The organism is Streptomyces sp. CNZ287 (genome assembly GCF_007827615.1).
Genome location: NZ_VISV01000018.1, coordinates 1 through 17,428 on the forward strand (window position 1 = coordinate 1; position 17,428 = coordinate 17,428).

The 17,428-nt window shown below is 73.9% G+C and carries 18 protein-coding genes; 11 read left to right on the top strand and 7 right to left on the bottom strand.

All coding sequences use genetic code 11. The annotated features are described in order from the left end of the window. Positions 1-90 (bottom strand): PHP domain-containing protein (locus FB457_RS36450; RefSeq protein WP_388887382.1); only part of this gene is annotated, 90 nt, incomplete at its 3' end. Positions 91-601: 511 nt separating this feature from the next. On the opposite strand from FB457_RS36450, the gene FB457_RS26990 reads away from it, so the two are divergent. After that, positions 602-1,660: a SpoIIE family protein phosphatase gene (locus tag FB457_RS26990; protein ID WP_145783561.1), complete on the top strand. Its 1,059-nt coding sequence runs from the start codon at positions 602-604 to the stop codon at positions 1,658-1,660. Between the two features lie 7 nt (positions 1,661-1,667). Here FB457_RS26990 and FB457_RS26995 read toward each other — a convergent pair whose 3' ends face one another. Next, positions 1,668-2,471: a class I SAM-dependent methyltransferase gene (locus tag FB457_RS26995; protein ID WP_047019581.1), complete on the bottom strand. Its 804-nt coding sequence runs from the start codon at positions 2,469-2,471 to the stop codon at positions 1,668-1,670. Between the two features lie 74 nt (positions 2,472-2,545). Between FB457_RS26995 and FB457_RS27000 the strand changes: the two genes are divergently transcribed. Beyond that, entirely contained in the window at positions 2,546-2,836 is a 291-nt protein-coding gene (locus FB457_RS27000) for a hypothetical protein (RefSeq protein ID WP_145783563.1), read from the top strand. A gap of 26 nt (positions 2,837-2,862) precedes the next feature. Here FB457_RS27000 and FB457_RS27005 read toward each other — a convergent pair whose 3' ends face one another. The 3 genes from FB457_RS27005 to FB457_RS27015 all read right to left on the bottom strand — a co-directional run bounded on the left by FB457_RS27005 (position 2,863) and on the right by FB457_RS27015 (position 5,392). Beyond that, the gene (locus tag FB457_RS27005) at positions 2,863-3,909 is read right to left on the bottom strand and encodes a hypothetical protein (protein WP_145783565.1); all 1,047 of its coding nucleotides are present in this window, start codon (positions 3,907-3,909) and stop codon (positions 2,863-2,865) included. Continuing rightward, positions 3,909-4,520, bottom strand: coding sequence for a sigma-70 family RNA polymerase sigma factor (locus FB457_RS27010; RefSeq protein ID WP_145783567.1), 612 nt, complete (start codon positions 4,518-4,520; stop codon positions 3,909-3,911). Before FB457_RS27010 ends, FB457_RS27005 begins: the two co-directional genes overlap by 1 nt. A 245-nt stretch (positions 4,521-4,765) precedes the next feature. Next, positions 4,766-5,392, bottom strand: a complete 627-nt coding sequence (locus tag FB457_RS27015) for a TetR/AcrR family transcriptional regulator (protein ID WP_047019578.1) — start codon at positions 5,390-5,392, stop codon at positions 4,766-4,768. A 60-nt stretch (positions 5,393-5,452) separates the two neighbouring features. On the opposite strand from FB457_RS27015, the gene FB457_RS27020 reads away from it, so the two are divergent. Further along, entirely contained in the window at positions 5,453-6,283 is an 831-nt protein-coding gene (locus FB457_RS27020; RefSeq protein WP_047019577.1) for an aldo/keto reductase, read from the top strand. 59 nt (positions 6,284-6,342) lie between these two features. Further along, positions 6,343-7,215, top strand: a complete 873-nt coding sequence (locus FB457_RS27025; RefSeq protein ID WP_107086183.1) for an NAD(P)-dependent oxidoreductase — start codon at positions 6,343-6,345, stop codon at positions 7,213-7,215. A gap of 155 nt (positions 7,216-7,370) precedes the next feature. Here FB457_RS27025 and FB457_RS27030 read toward each other — a convergent pair whose 3' ends face one another. Beyond that, the gene (locus tag FB457_RS27030) at positions 7,371-8,429 is read right to left on the bottom strand and encodes a glycoside hydrolase family 5 protein (protein ID WP_047019575.1); all 1,059 of its coding nucleotides are present in this window, start codon (positions 8,427-8,429) and stop codon (positions 7,371-7,373) included. A 195-nt stretch (positions 8,430-8,624) separates the two neighbouring features. Between FB457_RS27030 and FB457_RS27035 the strand changes: the two genes are divergently transcribed. Next, a complete protein-coding gene (locus FB457_RS27035) occupies positions 8,625-10,004 on the top strand; it encodes an amidohydrolase (RefSeq protein WP_145783569.1) in 1,380 nt (459 codons plus the stop codon). A 10-nt stretch (positions 10,005-10,014) separates the two neighbouring features. Here the strand turns inward: FB457_RS27035 and FB457_RS27040 are convergent, their stop codons facing one another. Next, complete coding sequence (locus tag FB457_RS27040) at positions 10,015-10,761, bottom strand: glycoside hydrolase family 16 protein (protein WP_047019573.1); 747 nt, start codon at positions 10,759-10,761, stop codon at positions 10,015-10,017. 587 nt (positions 10,762-11,348) lie between these two features. On the opposite strand from FB457_RS27040, the gene FB457_RS27045 reads away from it, so the two are divergent. The 6 genes from FB457_RS27045 (at position 11,349) to FB457_RS27070 (ending at position 17,421) form a co-directional block, all read left to right on the top strand. Continuing rightward, entirely contained in the window at positions 11,349-12,110 is a 762-nt protein-coding gene (locus tag FB457_RS27045; RefSeq protein WP_173534911.1) for a DeoR/GlpR family DNA-binding transcription regulator, read from the top strand. Between the two features lie 140 nt (positions 12,111-12,250). Beyond that, complete coding sequence (locus FB457_RS27050; RefSeq protein WP_047019571.1) at positions 12,251-13,618, top strand: ABC transporter substrate-binding protein; 1,368 nt, start codon at positions 12,251-12,253, stop codon at positions 13,616-13,618. Beyond that, positions 13,615-14,586 (top strand): carbohydrate ABC transporter permease, encoded by a 972-nt coding sequence (locus FB457_RS27055; RefSeq protein WP_047019570.1) that lies wholly within the window; start codon positions 13,615-13,617, stop codon positions 14,584-14,586. Before FB457_RS27050 ends, FB457_RS27055 begins: the two co-directional genes overlap by 4 nt. Beyond that, on the top strand, positions 14,583-15,479 hold the full coding sequence (locus tag FB457_RS27060) for a carbohydrate ABC transporter permease (protein WP_047019569.1): 897 nt from the start codon (positions 14,583-14,585) through the stop codon (positions 15,477-15,479). The genes FB457_RS27055 and FB457_RS27060 overlap by 4 nt, the downstream gene beginning before the upstream one ends. Beyond that, the gene (locus FB457_RS27065; protein ID WP_145783571.1) at positions 15,476-16,465 is read left to right on the top strand and encodes a zinc-dependent alcohol dehydrogenase family protein; all 990 of its coding nucleotides are present in this window, start codon (positions 15,476-15,478) and stop codon (positions 16,463-16,465) included. The genes FB457_RS27060 and FB457_RS27065 overlap by 4 nt, the downstream gene beginning before the upstream one ends. Positions 16,466-16,620: 155 nt before the next feature. Beyond that, complete coding sequence (locus tag FB457_RS27070) at positions 16,621-17,421, top strand: hypothetical protein (protein ID WP_486589150.1); 801 nt, start codon at positions 16,621-16,623, stop codon at positions 17,419-17,421. Positions 17,422-17,428 lie beyond the last annotated feature (7 nt).

Genomic DNA, 17,428 nt, shown 5'->3' on the forward strand with positions numbered 1-17,428 from the left:
CGCCGCGAACATATCCTTCAACCGCGCCGCCCCGTCCAGCAGCGAATACTGCGTGTGCACATGCAGATGCGTAAAAGGCGGCTTGGCCACGACGGCTCCTCCCACAACGGGACGTTGTCAGCAGCGCCATCAAATCCCCAGGTCGCGTGCCATTTCAAACAACGAATCCGCCTGGACGGACAACCCTGCGTTGTACCGGAGTGATTGCTTCAGCATGGGAGCACGCACCGGGCCGCGGGGCGGGGCACCGCACGGAAGCCGGTCGCCCCACCCCGTCCGGACCCATGACCGCGAGGCCGCCTCTGCGGAACAACGGACGTTCGTTCGCGTCGCGACCCGATCCGACCGTGGCCCGCTCGGATCCGGCCACGCCCGGCGGGAACCGCCGCCGCCGACCGCCCGGTTGCGGGGGTTTTGCCCCGGCCGTACGACGGCCGGGGCACCTGACCTGGTGCCGGACAGGCAACGATTCGGCCGCATCGGTCCCGGATGGGCCGGTCCTTGCCTAGCCTCACGGGAGTGGGGCCGGCCGCGACGGGGGCCGTATCTCCGCGCCGTCCGAGGTGCAGAGCCGACCAGCGGCTGGAGTAGCGAGTAGCGCATGACCGACCGGAAGTTGCCGCATCACCGCACGCTCAACGCGCTGCCGTACGCAGTCATGGGCTGCGTCGCGATCGTGGACGTCACCGCGGGACCCGGCGTCGGGTTCCTCCCCCTGGTCTCGCTCGGGCCGGCCTTCGCTGGCCTGGTCGGCGGCTGGCAGCGCACGGTGTTCGTCGGCGGGATCGCGCTGGTGCTCTGCGTCCTGCTGGGCATCTCCGACGTGATGTTCGAGTCGCGGCGCGGCTACGTGGCCCTGCTGTCCGTCGTCGGCGTCACGGTGGCCGCGCTGCTCGCGGTGCGGATGCGGCATCGCCGCGAGGAGGAACTCGCCAGCGTGCGGTCGATCGCCGAGGTGGCGCAGCGCGTGCTGCTGCGCCCGGTGCCCCGCAGCGCGGGGCGGCTGCGGGCGGCGGTCTCGTACACCTCGGCGGTGGCGGAGGCGCGGATCGGGGGCGACCTGTACGAGGTGGTGACCTCGCCGGCGGGCGTCCGGCTGATCGTCGGGGACGTACAGGGCAAGGGCCTCGAGGCCGTGGAGACCGCGGCGGTGGTGCTCAGCGCCTTCCGTGAGGCGGCGTATGACGAACCGGACCTGACGGCCGTCGGGGAGCGGCTGGAGCGGGCGCTCGACCGGCAGCTCGACGGCGAGAAGTTCGTCACCGCCATACTCGCCGAGGTGGGCTCCGGCCAGGAGGTGACGCTGCTCAACTTCGGGCACCCCGCGCCGCTGGCGGTGCGCCATGACGGCGACGTCCGCTATCTCGCTCCGCCGCAGCGGGCTTTACCACTCGGTCTCGGGGAGCACGGCGTCGCCCAGCCGCAGCCGCACACGGCGGGGTTCGCGCCCGGAGACCAACTGCTGTTCTACACCGACGGCGTCACCGAGGCCCGCGACCGTGCCGGGGCCTTCTACCCGCTGGAGCAGCGGGCCGGGCTGCTCAAGGACCCCGACCCGGAGGGGGCGCTGACCGCGCTGCGCCAGGACGTGATCGAGCACGCCCGGGCGCCGCTGCACGACGACGCGGCGATGCTGCTGCTGCGCTACCGGGACGGCTGACGGCTCGTCAGCCGAGGCGGCGGGCGATCCGCAGCTCGGTGAGGTAGCGCTTGACGATCCGGCCGCCGTGCCGCCCGTCGATCAGGCCGGCGAGGCAGGCGAGCAGCGCGTCCCTGGCCGGGGCGGGCAGGGCCCGGTGGCCGGAGTACGTGCGCAGCACGTCGAGGTACTCCGCGGTGGAGTACGGCAGCTCCCACTCGTACCGGTGGAAGACCGGCGCCGCGAAGCGCTCCTCGCCGCGGAGGTCGTCGCGGTCCTCGGGGACGGCGTCCGCGGGCCGCAGCCGCAGGCCCGGCGGGGTCGCCGGGTCGAAGCGCTCGTAGCAGTCCTGAGCCGCGGCGAAGAACTCCTCGCTGCCGCCGGCCACATGGTGGGTGCGGATGGTCGCCAGCACTCCGCCGGGGCGCAGCGCGTCCGCCGACTTCGGCACCCGGACCGCGGGGTCGACCCAGGCGAACGCGGTGGCGGCGAGCACCACGTCGAACGGTTCGGGCGGCAGCGGCCACTCCTCGAACACCGCGTTCTCGACCCGCACGTCCGGGAACGCGGCGAGGTTGCGGCGCGCCACCCGCGCCATGCCCGCGCCCAGCTCCACCGCGGTCACCCGGCAGCCGCGCTCGGCGACCGGCACGGTGGCCTGCCCGGTGCCGCAGCCGATCTCCAGCACCCGGCAGCCGGGACCGAGGCCGCCGGGCGCGGCGGCGTCGAGGTCGTCGTACATCTCCCCCGGGTAGCGGGGCCGGGCGCGGTCGTAGAGCTCCGGCGCCTCGGTGAAGGTCGCCCGCAGGCGCTCGCGTTCATCGTCCGTCACCGCCCCACCTTATGATCGACTTCCTTGCCCGTGCATCGTCATTTCGCGGCATCCGCCACCGGGAGGAACGGCCCTTGATCCGACGCGAGAGCTACTGCGGCGGCCGGCTGGTGAAGGAGGTCGGGCAGGTGCGCGACGGCCGCGCGCCCTCGGACTCAGCGGCGCCGGGCGGTGACGGGCCCGCGCTGTGGCTGCTGGACGGTGAGCGCGTGGAGCCCGCTGAGGCGGAGGCGTTCTGGGTGGTGTGGACCTCGGTCCGGCGGCGGCATCCGCTGGACGAGACGGCGCGGAGCTGGCCGGTGGTCACGATCGGGTGCGCCATCGCGCTGTGGCTGGTGACGATGGTGCTGACGCAGTCCGGGTGAGGGCGTACGGACCGGGCGCCGGGCGCTCAGTCGTCCTCGTCGCCTTCGACGTCCTCGCCGTGGCCGTCGTCGCCGTGGCCGTCGTCGCCGTCGCTGCCGCCGCCGCTGGTGCCGTGGTCGCTCCGGGCGCCGTCGCCGAAGTGCTTCTCGCAGAAGCCGGCGACGGCCTCCTCGCCGCCGGCCTCGCGGACGAGCCGGTTCCAGGACCTGTTGTCGTTGACCGGACCCTCGCCGTCGCGTTCGGCGAGGAACTTCTCGCACTGCCGCCGCACCGCGTTGCCCGGCGCGCCCTGCTCCTCGCCCTGGCCGGAGCCGCCCTGGCCGGCGTCCTCGTCCCGCGTACCGTCCGGCCCGGCGGCGCCGTCAGCGCCGTCGGCGCCGCCGCCGGGCGCGGTGCGGGTGTCCGGCTCGTCGCGTCTGCCCTCGGGTCTCTCCTCCAGCCGGCTGCCGCCCGCGGACGCGGCGCCCTCGTCGGCGTAGTCGCCACCGGTGCGGTCCGTTTCCGGGGTGGCCGTCGGCGAGACGGCGGGTCCCGTAGAGGGGCCGGGAGCGTCGGGCGGCGTTCGCAGGATCGCGCCGGCCCCGAGCGCGACACCGCCGAGCACGCAGCCGGCCGCGGTGACCGCGGCGGCGGTGCGCAGGCGCCGCAGCCGCCGGGGCGTGCGGTGTACGGGGGCGGCGCCCGCGGACGCCGGCGCGAGCCGCACCACCGGCTCGACGGGCACCCGCCGTCCCGGCACGCGGGCCTCGCAGCCGGGGCGGGAACCGTTGGCGGCCCGGCCGTTCGCCGCCCGGCCGTTGGCGGCCTCCTCGCCGCGGGCCGGTCCCGCCGGTCCCACCGCATCCGCGGCGCGGGCTGCGCGGAAAGCGGCCAGCGCCGCCTGCTCCCCCGGCAGTTCGGTGTCGAGCGCCGGGCGGGCGGCGCGGGCCGCGGTGTCCAGCAGCGCGGCCAGCCGCTCGGCGGTGTCCCGGTCGGCGGGCGGCAGCACGGGCCCGGCGTCCAACTGCTCGCCGGCGATCAGCCGCTCGGCGGCGCGCTGGTCGAGCCAGGTGTTCCGGTCGTCGTCGCCCATCACATACCCCTGAGCATCCACGTGGCCGTGCAGGTCGCGTCCTCTGCCGGTGCGCCGGCCGGACAGGCGCCGACCGCGGCATCGCCGAGCTGGTCCGCCAGCAGGCGCAGACCGCGCAGGGTGGCGGAGCGGGCCGCGGCGGGGCTCGTGCCGAGCACGTAGGCGGCCCGCTCGGCGTCCAGCCCCACGATCACCCGCAGCGCGACGGCGTCGGCTTCCGCGCGCGGCAGCCAGGCGATCAGGGCAAGGCTACGCCCGCCCTCCGGCCGCCCCGGGACCCCCTCGGGGCGCGGGCCGCCGCCGGAGTCCCGCGGACCGGGGCCGGGGCGGTCGCGGAGGTGCGTGAGCGCGCGCGTGCGGGCGATGCGGGCGCACCAGGCGCGAAAGCCCGGGGCGTCACCGTCGAACGCGCGCAGATCGCGTGCGATGTCCTGCCAGGCGCCCGCGGTGACCTCCTCGGCGTCGCCGTCGCCCGCGGCGTCGCCGACGAGGGTGCCGACGTAGCGGACGAGGCAGGGGTGCAGGGATCTGTACAGGCGCACGAACGCGGTTTCGTCGCCGACCCGTGCGGCGCGTATCGCCTCCGCGAGCGGTGCGTCAGCTTCCGCCATGCCCGGTCAGCCCGTCCGTGGCCCGCTGGCCGGGCGCACACAGAACGGATCCATTCGGTAAGCACCCCCCAGGTGCCGGTTGATCGGGAGGCCGACCAGAAGCCTTCGCTGTCCGCCCGCGCGGAAGAGCACGCTACGGCCCGCCGTGCGATCGCGTCCAGTCCGCGGACACCCGGCCACACCGCTGGGGACGTAAGGGAGTTCTTGCACCGAATAGGTCGGGTGCGGGACTGTCGCCCGGTTGATCACCGATCTTCGTCCGATCGCCCGCGGCCGCCGCCGAGACCGTCGAGGAGCTGGCGTACGAGGGTGGCGGCGAGGTTCTCGGCGAGCGGGGCGTGGCCGAAGAGCAGCCGGTGGTAGACGGGCGCGAAAAGCTGGTCGAGGGCGGCCGCGACATCGGTGTCCGGCCGCAGTTCGCCGCGGGCCACGGCGTCGTGGAGCAGCCGGGCGCAGGCGGCGCGGCGCGGGCGCACCCACCGCTCGTCGAGTGCGGTACGGATACCGGGGTCGGCCTGCGCGGCGGCGGCGAGGTCGGCCACCAGGGGCCCGGCGGCGGTGTCGCGGAAGACCCGGACGAGCGCGCCGGCCTCGGCGGCGAGGGCGTCGGCGAGGCTCGCGCCGGCGGCCGGCCCGGCGGGCGGGTCCCCGGTGACGTGCGCCAAGCTGTCGAGCATCACGTGCCCGCGCGTGGGCCACCACTTGTAGACCGTCGACTTGCTGACCCGCGCCCTGGCGGCGATCGCCTCCATGGTGACCGCCTGCACCCCGCCGGCCACCAGCAGTTCCGTGGCGGCGGCGAGCACCGCGGCCCTGGCCCGCTCGCTGCGCGGCCGGCCCCGCGGCGCGCGCGGCCCGCCCGTTTCGCCCATGCCCGCCTCCGGCGTCCGCCTTATACTGAACGCACCGTACGATAAAGGGAAGGAGCACGTGTGCCCAGCGTCCCGGTCCGCAGGCTCAACGACGGTACGAAGCTCCCCGCACTCGGCCTCGGCACGTACCCGATGGACGACGCAGAGGCCGAGCGGGCGGTCGCCACCGCCCTGGAGACCGGCTACCGGCTGGTCGACACCGCGCTCAACTACGGCAACGAGAAGGGCACCGGGCGCGGCATCGCCCGCAGCGGCGTGCCCCGCCAGGACGTCGTGGTCACCACCAAGCTCCCCGGCCGCCACCACGGCTACGAGGAGACGCTCGCCTCCTTCGAGGAGTCCCGCAGGCGGCTGGGCGTGGGCTACGTCGACCTGTACCTGATCCACTGGCCGCTGCCGCGCGTGGACCTGTACACCGACTCCTGGCGCGCGATGGTCAAGCTGCGCGAGGAGGATCTCGTACGCTCCATCGGCGTCTCCAACTTCACCGTCGCCCAACTCGACCGGCTGGAGCGGGAGACGGGCGTGCTGCCGGCGGTCAACCAGATCGAGCTGCACCCGCACTTCCCGCAGGAGGAGCTGCGCTCGTACCACGCCCGGAAGGGCATCGTCACCCAGAGCTGGAGCCCGCTGGGCCGCGGCACCGACGTGCTGCGCGACGCGTCGATCGCCCGGGTGGCCGAGGCGCACGGCGTGACGCCCGCCCAGGCGGTGCTGCGCTGGCACACGCAGCTCGACGCCGTGCCCATTCCGAAGTCCGCGGACCCGGTACGGCAGCGGGAGAACCTCGACGTCTTCGGCTTCGAGCTGTCGGCCGCCGAGATGGCCGCGGTCGCCGGCCGGCCGCAGCGGCGCGTGGGCGGCGACCCGGACGCACACGAGGAGTGGTGACCCGCGGTCCGTCCGGGACGGCGCCGCGCAGCCGAGCAACGACACGAGGAGTCCGCAAGGTGAAAGCTGCAGTACTGGGAACGGGCGTGATGGGCGCCGGCATGGCGCGCTCGCTGCTCCGCGGCGGCGTCGAGGTGACCGTGTGGAACCGCACGCCGGAGCGCGCGCGGCCGCTCGCCGCCGACGGCGCGCGGGTCGCGCCGAGCGCGGCGGAGGCGGTGCGCGACGCCGACGCGGTACTGATCGCGCTCTACGACGCGGACGCCGTGCTCACCGTCCTGGGGGACGCGCTGGAGGCGTCGCCCGAGGACACCGTGTGGGTGCAGACGGCCACCGTCGGCCCCGAGGGGACCCGCATGGCCGCCGAGCTGGCCGCGGGGGCGGGGCGCACGCTGGTGGAGGCCATGCTGCTGGGCACCAGGCAGCCCGCGGAGACCGGCCGGCTGACGCTGCTGACGGCGGGCGACCCGGCCGTCTTCGCCCGGATCGAGCCGCTGACGGCGGCCATCTCGGTGAAGACCGTGTGGACCGGTCCCGAGGTCGGCGCGGGTACGGCGCTGAAGCTGGCGTGCAACGCCTGGATCGCCTCGATCACGGCGGCGGCGGCCCAGTCGCTCGCCCTGGCCGGTGCGCTCGGGCTGGACCCGAAGCTGTTCCTCACGGCCATCGAGGGCGCGCCCGCGGACTGCGGGTACGCGCACGCGAAGGGCGAGGGGATGCTCGCGGGCTCGTACGAGCCGCAGTTCGCGCTCGACGCCGCGCTGAAGGACGTCGACCTGATCGACGGCGCGGCCCGCGGCGCGGGGGTCGACACGACGCTGCTGGCGGCGCTGCGCGGGCTGTACGGGCAGGCGTCGGCGGCGGGGCACGGCCGCGAGGACCTGGCGGCGGTGTACACGAGCTTCGGCGGGCCGGGCGGCACGGGAAGCTGAGCGGCGCCCCGGGCCGGAGCGGGCACGGGCGGCGCCGGTACGGGCCCGGCGTGGCCGCCGTACGGGCCGGTCCCCGGGAGGCGCGGCGCCGCTGCCCGCCCGGCGGCCGGGGGCCGGCCCCGTACCAGCCGGGCGGGCGTGGCGGTGGCCGGTGCTCAGCCGCCGTAGACGGTGGCCTCCTTCGCGGTGGCCGCGATGCCGTCCTGGCCCTGGAAGAAGCGCCGCCCCCAGTCGGTCAGCGCGGCCGGGTCGAAGTTCCGCACCATGTCGAGGTATTCGACGCCGCCACCGTTGCCGCTGTACGACCAGCCCAGATAGCCGAGGCCCAGTTCCCGGGTGAGGCGCATGATGGCGTCCTCGTCGGGGTTACCGTCGGAGTGGTCGTGCCCGAACTCGCCGACGGCGATGGGCAGTCCGGCCTCGGTGAACGACGTCAGGTAGTCCTCGATCTCCGCGGCGGTGTCGTAGACGCCGTACATGTGGATCGAGAAGAGCGTGTCGCCCTGCGGGTCGGAGTCGGCGACGGCGCGCGCGTTGGTGCGCATGGTGTTCGTCCAGTCCTGGCCCCAGTTGGGCGCGTCGGCCATCAGGGTGTGCCGCAGTCCTGCGGCGCGCAGCCTGGCGATGGCGCCCCGGGTGTCGGCGGTCCAGCGCTCGTAGCCCTGGTTGCCGTGCGGCTCGTTGCCGAGGTTGACGATGACGTAGTCCTCCTCGCCGACGAGGGCGTCGCGGACGCTGATCCAGTAGTCGGCGGCGCGGTCGAGGGAGACGGCGGCGTCCTCCTCGCCGTAGCCGGTGGTGTCGTGCACCTCCAGCACGCAGATCAGGCGGTTCGCCTTGCACTGGGAGACAACGTTGTCGACGTCGGCGGTGTCACTGCGCGGCCAGCGGTCGCCGGTGGCCAGGACCACGCGCACGCTGTTCGCGCCCAGTTGCTTGATCTCGCGCAGCGAGTCCAGCTCGCCGGTGTACCAGGCGTGCGGGTGGTTCACGCCGCGCAGCACGAAGTCGTTGCCGTTGCCCTCCAGCAGCCGTCCGCCCTCGGTGTGCAGCCCTGCGGCCGCGCCGGCGGGCTCGGCCTGCGCGCCGGGGCCGAACCCGGCGACGGCGGCGGCCAGGCCGAGCAGGGCGGCGAGCAGGGCGCGTCCGGTACGGGTCCCGCCGCGCCGGCGGCGTCCGCGAGCGGTGGGGGGTGTGGTTCTCGGTGCGCTCATGTGCGGCTCCTCGCAAGTCGGTTGACGCGGAATCTGGGAGCGCTCCCATACACCCACTCGGGGCGGCGCGCGTCAAGGCCCGCCGCAGCGGGCGCCGCCCGCGGCCGTCCGCGTACGGACGGAACGCGCCGCGCGCCGCCGTCGCGGCCGGTAGCGTTCCCGAAGAGATCCCCGGGCCCGATCGAGGAGCCGAGCATGGCGCAGCCGGAGCGCACCGCCGACCCCGGGCCGGGCGCGGAGCCCGCCGGCCTCGTGATCGAGGGCTGCACCGCGCTGGTCCACGGACCCGGCGGCGAGGTGGACTTCGCCGAGGACGCCGGGATCGTGATCAGGAACGGCGCCGTCGCGGCGGTGACGACGGCGGCCGGGGCCGCGCGGGTGCCGGCGGCCGAGCGCATCGACGCCCGCGGCCAGGTCGCGATGCCGGGGCTGGTCAACTGCCATACGCACGCGCCGATGGTCTTCCTGCGCGGGTTCGCCGAGGACGTGCCGGTCGAGGAGTGGTTCGACGACTGGATCTGGCCGGTGGAGAGCAACCTCACCGACCGGGACGTGGAGCTGGGCGCGCTGCTGGCCTGCGCCGAGATGATCCGCGGCGGCGTGACGACGTTCGCCGACCACTACTTCGCCATGGACCGGGTCGCCGACGCCGTCACGGCCACCGGGCTGCGCGCGGTGCTGGGCCTGGCGTACTTCTCCTCCCAGGGCGCCGAGGGCCGCGAGCGGTCACTGGACTTCGCACTGCGCCGCGCCGGCGGCGCGGACGGGCGGATCACCACGTGCCTGGCACCGCACGCGCCGTACACCGTGACGGACGACGACCTGGCGGCCACCGCCCGGCTGGCGCGGGAGCACGGGCTGCTGGTCCATCTGCACGCCGCGGAGAACCGGGAGCAGACAGAGGCCAGCCTCGCCCGGCACGGCCGTACGCCGATCGAGGTGCTCCGGTGCTGCGGACTCCTCGACACCGGCGTGCTGATCGCGCACGGCACGGGGCTCACGGACGCCGACATCGAGCTGCTGGGCCGGGCGCCGGCCGCCGGGGTGGCGACCGCGCCGCGCGGTTATCTGAAGTTCGGCTGGGACACCACGCCCGTGCGCGCGCTGCGGGCGGCCGGCGTGCCGGTGGGGCTGGCGACCGACGGGGCCGCGTCCAACAACACGCTCGACGTCTGGGAGAGCATGGCGCTCACCGCGCTGGTGCAGAAGTCCGCCGAGCGGGACGCCACCTGGGCGACCGCGCGCCAGGTGCTGCACCACGCGACGACCCAGAGCGCGCGGGTCGTCGGTCTCGGCGACCGGGTGGGTTCGCTGGCGCCCGGCCGCCGGGCCGACGTGATCCTGGTCGATCTGACGGGGCCGCACACGCAGCCCGTGCACGACCTCGCCGCCACCCTGGTACACAGCGCCCGCGCCGGCGACGTGCGCACGACGATCGTCGACGGCCGGGTCCTCATGCGCGACCGGCGGCTGCTCACCGTCGACGTGCCGGAGGTCGCGGCCGAGCTCGCGCCGCGCCTCGCGGCGCTGACCGAGCGCGGCCACGGCCGCCGGATCCAGAGCTACCGTACGTAGGCCCGCGGGGCTACCGCGCGGCGTCGGGCGTGGTGACGCGGACGTAGTCCACGACGAGCTGCTGCGGGAAGGACGTGCTGCCGTCCGGGTCCCCCGGCCAGTAGCCGCCGACCGCGAGGTTGAGTATCAGGAAGAACGGCTTGTCGAAGACCCACCTCTTGCCGCCGAGGTCGGCGGGCGTGCGCGTCTGGTAGACGGTGCCGTCGACGGACCAGGTGATCTCGTCCGGCGACCAGTCGACGGCGAAGGTGTGGAACCCGTCGGCGAACGCCTCGCCGCCCGGCAGCGAGTAGCCGGCCCCGATGCCGCCGGAGCCGGAGTAGTCGGGACCGTGGATCGTGCCGTGGACGGTGCCCGGCTCGAAGCCGACGTTCTCCATCACGTCGATCTCGCCGCTGGCCGGCCAGCCGACCTGGCCGATGTCGTCGCCGAGCATCCAGAACGCGGGCCACATGCCCTGCCCGCGCGGCAGCTTCATCCGCGCCTCGACGTGGCCGTACGTGGTGGTGAAGCGGCCGGAGGTGTTGAGCCGGGCGGAGGTGTACTCGCACCGGCCGTACCAGCACTGGTAGTCGCCGGGGTTCTCCTTGCGCGCGGTGATGACCAGGTTCCCCTGGCCGTCCAGCGCGGCGTTGGCGTTGCCCGCGGTGTAGTACTGCCGCTCGTGGTTGTTGACGTTGTCGCCGGTCTCGGTCAGCCACTTGCCGCCGTCGACGGCGGAACCCGCGGGGCCGTCGAAGTCGTCTTCGAAGGTCACAGCCCGGGCGCCGTCCGGTGCGGCGCCGGCAGAGCCGGGTGTCCAGCTCAGCCCGGCGCAGACGGCCGCGAGCAGCAGGACGGCGGGCGTACGGCGACGCCGTTTGCTCCGTGATGTCATGAAGGTGCGCCTCGATCCTCTGGTGGGGGGTTGCCGACCGGTGGAACGCCGCGGGTGCCGGGCGTCCCGACTGGTCAGCCGGGTATCGAGCTTGGTCCAGACCTGTTTCGGTGCGAAAGTGAACTCCTTCGCGCGGGCGCCGTCAATGGATCCGGCGGATCCCGCCGTGTTCACCTCCCGAAGGGAACGGGGCCCGAACCCACGCCCGTTGCCCAACCGGGCACCGAACGGGCACGTGTCCCGGCCGGGGCGGGCACGCCCGGCGTGCGCCGGAAGCGGCCGACCGCCGCTCCCCAGCGGCGATACGGCGGTGAAAGCGGGCACAGTCGGTCACGACGTGCGCTGCAGGAAGCCTGGCCGGTGGGTTCCGCCGCCGGTAGAAATGCCTTCGGAAGCCCGAACGGGCAGGGCTTCACCACTCCGAAACAACACCCCCCACAGCCAAACCGCGAAGGCAGGTGGTCGTCGTGGACGGAGAAGAACGCAGACGGGTCATCCTGGAGACCGCTCGGCGCACCGGCAAGGTGGACGTCGCCAAGCTGGCCGCAGACCTGGGTGTCTCCCGGGAGACCGTGCGGCGTGACCTGACGCTCCTGGAGGACCACGGGCTCGTCCGGCGCACGCACGGCGGCGCGTATCCGGTGGAGAGCGCGGGGTTCGAGACCACGCTCGCGTACCGCACGACGATGCACGTGCCGGAGAAGTCGCGCATCGCCGCCGCGGCGGCGGAGCTTCTCGGCGACGCCGAGACGGTCTTCATCGACGAGGGCTTCAACCCCCAGCTCATCGCCGAGGCGCTGCCGCGGCCCCGCCCGCTGACCATCGTCACGGCCTCGCTCGCCACCGCGAGCGCCCTGGCCGGGGACGACCGGGTCACGGTGTTACTGCTCGGCGGCCGGGTGCGCGGCAGCACGCTGGCCACCGTGGACCACTGGACGACCAGGATGCTCGCCGGCTTCGTCATCGACCTGGCGTACGTCGGCGCCAACGGCATCTCCCGCGCCTACGGGCTGACCACCCCGGACCCGGCGGTCAGCGAGGTGAAGGCGCAGGCCATGCGGGTGGCCCGGCGGAAGGTCTTCGCCGGGATCCACACCAAGTTCGGCGCGGTGAGCTTCTGCCGCTTCGCCGAGGTCTCGGAGTTCGATGTGATCATCACCGACACCGGGCTGCCCGCCGCGGAGGCCCACCGGTATTCGCTGCTCGGCCCGCAGGTCATCAGGACCTGACGGGACCGGCACCCGTTCCGCACGTCCGCTCACCACATCCCATACCCGTGTACGCCCCGCCTTCCCGGACGAGTACCGAGCCGGGTGGCCCGGCTCCGTACGCCCCAATTCCCGCCCCCGACCCTCTTTGGGAGCATGCGATGCTCACTCCGACCCGCAGCAAGCGCACCATCCGCACCCTCGTGCCCGTGGCCACCGCCGCGGCCCTGCTCGCCGCGTGCAGCGGCGCGGGGGGCGGCGGCAGCTCCGGGGGCGACGATTCCGTCAACGTCGTCATGGTCAACAACCCGCAGATGGTCGAGCTGCAGAAGCTGACGGCCAAGCACTTCACGAAGAAGACCGGCATCGAGGTGAACTTCACCGTGCTGCCGGAGAACGAGGTCCGCGACAAGATCAGCCAGGACTTCGCCAACCAGGCGGGCCAGTACGACGTGGCCACCATCAGCAACTTCGAGGTGCCCTTCTTCGCCGAGAACGACTGGCTGCTGCCGCTGGACGAGTACGCCGCGGACGACGCGAAGTTCGACCAGGAGGACGTCCTCGCGCCGATGCGCGAGTCGCTGACGGCCGAGGACGGCAAGCTGTACGCCGAGCCCTTCTACGGCGAGTCGTCGTTCCTCATGTACCGCAAGGACGTCTTCGCCGACAACGGCCTGAAGATGCCCGACAAGCCCACCTGGCAGCAGGTCGCCGACCTCGCCGCCGAGGCGGACGGCGCCGAGCCCGGCATGAAGGGCATCTGCCTGCGCGGCCTGCCCGGCTGGGGCGAGGTCATCGCGCCGCTGACGACGGTGGTCAACACCATGGGCGGCACCTGGTTCGACGAGAACTGGGAGGCGCAGCTCACCTCACCCGAGTTCACCAAGGCGGCGAAGTTCTACGTCGACCTCGTCCGCGAGCACGGCGAGGCCGGCGCGGCCCAGTCCGGGTACGCCGAGTGCCTGAACAACCTCACCCAGGGCAAGACCGCCATGTGGTACGACGCCACCGCGGCCACCGGCTCGCTGGAGGCCGAGGACTCCCCCGTCCGCGGCAAGATCGGCTACGCGCCGGCACCCGTCGACAAGACCGAGTCCTCCGGCTGGCTCTACACCTGGGCGTGGGGCGTGCAGAAGGCGTCGGAACGGCCGGAGAGCGCCTGGAAGTTCATCTCCTGGGCGTCGAGCAAGGAGTACGAGGAGCTGGTCGGCAAGGAGCTGGGCTGGGCCAACGCGCCCGCGGGCAAGCGCGCGTCGACGTACTCCAACCCGGACTACCTGAAGGCCGCGGGATCCTTCGCCGACATCACCCGCGAGGCGATCGAGGGCGCCGACCCGCGCGACCCGGGCACCCAGCCGCGGCCCGCGCCCGGCATCCAGTTCGTCGGCATCCCCGAGTTCTCCGATCTGGGCACCAAGGTCTCCCAGGAGATCAGCTCGGCCATCGCGGGCAAGCAGTCCGTGGAGGACGCGCTGGAGAACTCCCAGGAACTGGCCGAGGAGGTCGGCGGGGAGTACCGGGACCGATGAGTACCCCGACCGCCGTACGCACCGAGCGCCCGGCGCCGCGCTCGGGCCGGCCGGCACCCCGCCGGCCGGGCCGCGGGGCCCGGGCCTGGGCCACCCGCGCGCCGCTGCTGCCGGCGCTGGTGTTCCTGATCGCCGTCACGCAACTGCCGTTCGTGGCGACGCTGGTGATCTCCCTCTTCGACTGGAACTCGCTCCGCCCCGACGACCGCAGCTTCACCGGGCTCGACAACTACAGCCAGGTGGCGAGCGACGAGGGCCTGCGCGAGTCGGTGGTGACCACGGCGGTGCTGACCGCCGCGGTCGTGCTGGTCAGCGTGGTGCTCGGGCTGCTCATCGCGCTGCTGCTCGACCGGACGTTCCCCGGCCGCGGGGTGGTGCGCACGCTGCTCATCGCGCCGTTCCTGCTGGTGCCGGTCGCGGCCGCGCTGCTGTGGAAGCACGCGCTCTACAACCCCGAGTACGGCCTCTTCAACGGCGCCCTCACCTGGGTCGCGGAGCTGTTCGGCGACGACACGCCACCGCAGCCGGACTGGGTGTCGGACATGCCGCTGATCGCTGTCGAGGCCGCGCTGATCTGGCAGTGGACGCCGTTCATGATGCTGATCCTGCTGGCCGGGCTGCAGAGCCGGCCGACGGAGATGGTCGAGGCCGCCAGGCTCGACGGTGCCACCAGCTTCCAGATCTTCCGCTACCTCACGCTGCCTCATCTGCGCCGCTATCTCGAACTGGGCGTGCTGCTGGGCTCGGTGTACATCGTGCAGAACTTCGACGCGGTGTTCACCATCACCTCGGGCGGGCTGGGCACCGCCAATCTGCCGTACACGATCTACCAGACCTTCTACCAGGCGCACGAGTACGGGCTGGCCTCGGCCGCCGGCGTGCTCGTCGTCATCGGCTCCATCGTCATCGCGACCTTCGCGCTGCGCGTCGTGTCGTCCCTGTTCCGGGAGGAGGTGTCCCGCGCATGACCACGACCGTAGCGACGGCGGAGAAGCCGGCCCGCACCGGCCGCGCCGCACTGCCGCCCGCCCTGCGCAAGGCGCGGCGCCGCAGCGCCGGGCTCGGGCTGCTGGCCTGGCTCGTCGGCATCGCCTTCTTCCTGCCGGTGGCGTGGATGGTGCTCACCTCGCTGCACGCGGAGACCGACGCCGCCGCCAACCCGCCGGCGGTCGCCGCGTCGCTCACCCTCGACGGCTACCGCACGTTCTTCGGCTCCGGCGGCGGCCCCAGCCCGTGGCCGGCGCTGCTCAACTCGCTGATGGCGAGCGTGTTCTCGACCGTGCTGGTGCTCGCGCTGGCCCTGCCGGCCGCGTACGCGCTGTCCATCCGGCGCGTGCAGCGCTGGACCGACGTGCTGTTCTTCTTCCTCTCCACCAAGATGCTGCCGGTGGTCGCCGGGCTGCTCCCGATCTACCTCTTCGCCAAGAACACCGGGATGCTCGACAACATCTGGCTGCTCGTCCTGCTGTACACGTCGATGAACCTGCCGATCGCGGTGTGGATGCTGCAGTCGTTCCTCGCGGACATCCCCGTCTCGATCGTGGAGGCCGCGCAGATCGACGGGGCGAAGCTCACCACCGTGCTCACCCGGGTGATCGCCCCGGTCGCCGGGCCCGGCATCGCCGCCACCTCGCTGATCTGCTTCATCTTCAGCTGGAACGAGATGCTGTTCGCGCGGGTGCTCACGGGGGTGACGGCGGAGACCGCCCCCGTCTTCCTCACCCGATTCATCACCAGTCAGGGGCTCTTCCTCGCCCAGGTCTGCGCCGCCTCCGTCGTCATCTCCCTCCCGGTGCTCGCCGCCGGGTTCGCCGCCCAGGACAAGCTGGTCCAGGGCCTGTCCCTAGGAGCCGTCAAATGAGGGCCGCCGTCATCGAAGCCCCCGGCACGGTCACCGTGACCGACGTCCCCGACCCCTCCCCCGGCCCGCGCGAGGTCGTGGTGGACGTGGCGGCGTGCGGGCTGTGCGGAACCGATCTGCACATCCTGCAGGGCGAGTTCGCGCCCACGCTGCCGGTGGTGCCGGGGCACGAGTTCGCGGGCGAGGTCGTCGGCATCGGCCGCGACGTCACCGAGGTCGCGGTCGGCGACCGGGTCGCCGTCGACCCGTCGCTGTACTGCCACGAGTGCCGCAAGTGCCGTACGGGCCACGGCAACCTGTGCGAGCGGTGGGGGGCCATCGGCGTCACCGTCGCCGGCGGGGCGGCGGAGTACGCGGTCGCGCCGGTCGCCAACTGCGTCCGGCTCCCCGACCACGTGCGCACCCAGGACGCGGCGCTGATCGAGCCGCTGTCGTGCGCGGTCCGCGGCTACGACGTGCTCAACAGCAAGCTCGCCGCCCATGTGCTGATCTACGGCACGGGCACGATGGGGCTGATGATGCTGGAGCTGGCCAAGCGCACCGGCGCCGCGGCGGTCGACGTGGTCGACCTCAACCCCGAACGGCTCGCCACCGCGCAGAAGGTGGGATGCAGCCGGGCGGCTGCCACACCGGAGGAGTTCGGGCAGCCGGAGGGGTGGGACGTCGTCATCGACGCCACCGGCAACGCGGCGGCGATCCAGGACGGCCTGGGCCGGGTCGGGAAGGCCGGCACGTTCCTGCAGTTCGGGGTGGCGGACTACGCGACGACGGCGACCATCGAGCCGTACCGCATCTACAACCAGGAGATCACCATCACCGGTTCGATGGCCGTGCTGCACAGCTACGAGCGCGCGGCGGAGCTCTTCGCCGCGGACGTGCTCGACCCCGAGCTGCTCATCAGCGACCGGCTGCCGCTGGAGCAGTACCCGGCCGCCCTGGAGCAGTTCGCATCGGGGAAGGGCCGGAAGATCGTGGTGGTGCCGTAACCGCGGGGACGGGTGGGGGCGCCGTGTGAGACGAGTCTCAGGCAGCGCTCATATATGGCGATTCAGTATGCTACATCCGCAGTTGCCCGCTGGCAGACTGAGGATTCGTCGGCAGACCCCTCCACGCCACGGAAGGACGGCGAGGTCAGGTGGCCATGATGGACTGTCCGGCCTGCGGCAGGTGGCACGACGCGGGCGGCGCGCCCTGGTGCGCCGCCGCCGGCCGGCCCCCGGGCGCCCCGGCGGACGGCGGGCCCGTCCCGCTCCAGGAGCCGGGCCCCGCGGTGCCGGGGCCGGATCCGCGGGATCTGGAGCTGTTCGCCGAGGGCCGCGCGGCGTACCCGGACACCTCCCCGTACGCGCAGGTGCCAGCGGACGACGGCACGGTGGAGCACCCCGTCGTCCCCGGCCGTGCCCGGCACGGCAGGGGACGGCGCCGGCGCCCGCCCCGCGCGCGGCTCGCGGCCCTCGCGGCGGCCGGGGTGGCAGCGCTCTCCGGCGGGCTGGTCGCGGCGAACGTGCTCGGCGGTGACGGCAGGCCCGACGCCGACCGCGCCGACGAGCGCCCCGACGCCCCGTTCGGACCGCTGCCGACGAACTCCGCCGGCACGCCCGACGCCGGCACCCCGACGGCGGCGAGCCCGCCCGCCGCGCGGGCCGACGCGCCGGACCGCGCGCAGCGCTCCCGGCCCTCCACGGCCCCGCCGCCCGCTCCGACGGCGGACCCGACGACACCCGGGCCCAGCCCCGGCGGCAGCTCCACGGAGCCCGCCGGCCCGTCGTCGACCGCCTCGTCGCGGGCGAGGGTGTCGGCGCCGAGCGGCACCCCGTCGGGCTCGCCGTCCTCCTCCCCCTCCGGCTCGCCCACCCCGACGCCCACCGGCAGCGAGGGCGAGGAGGGCGAAGAGGAGCACGGCCGGACGGACGGGCAGGGCGACCGGCACCCGAACGGGTGAGCCCCGA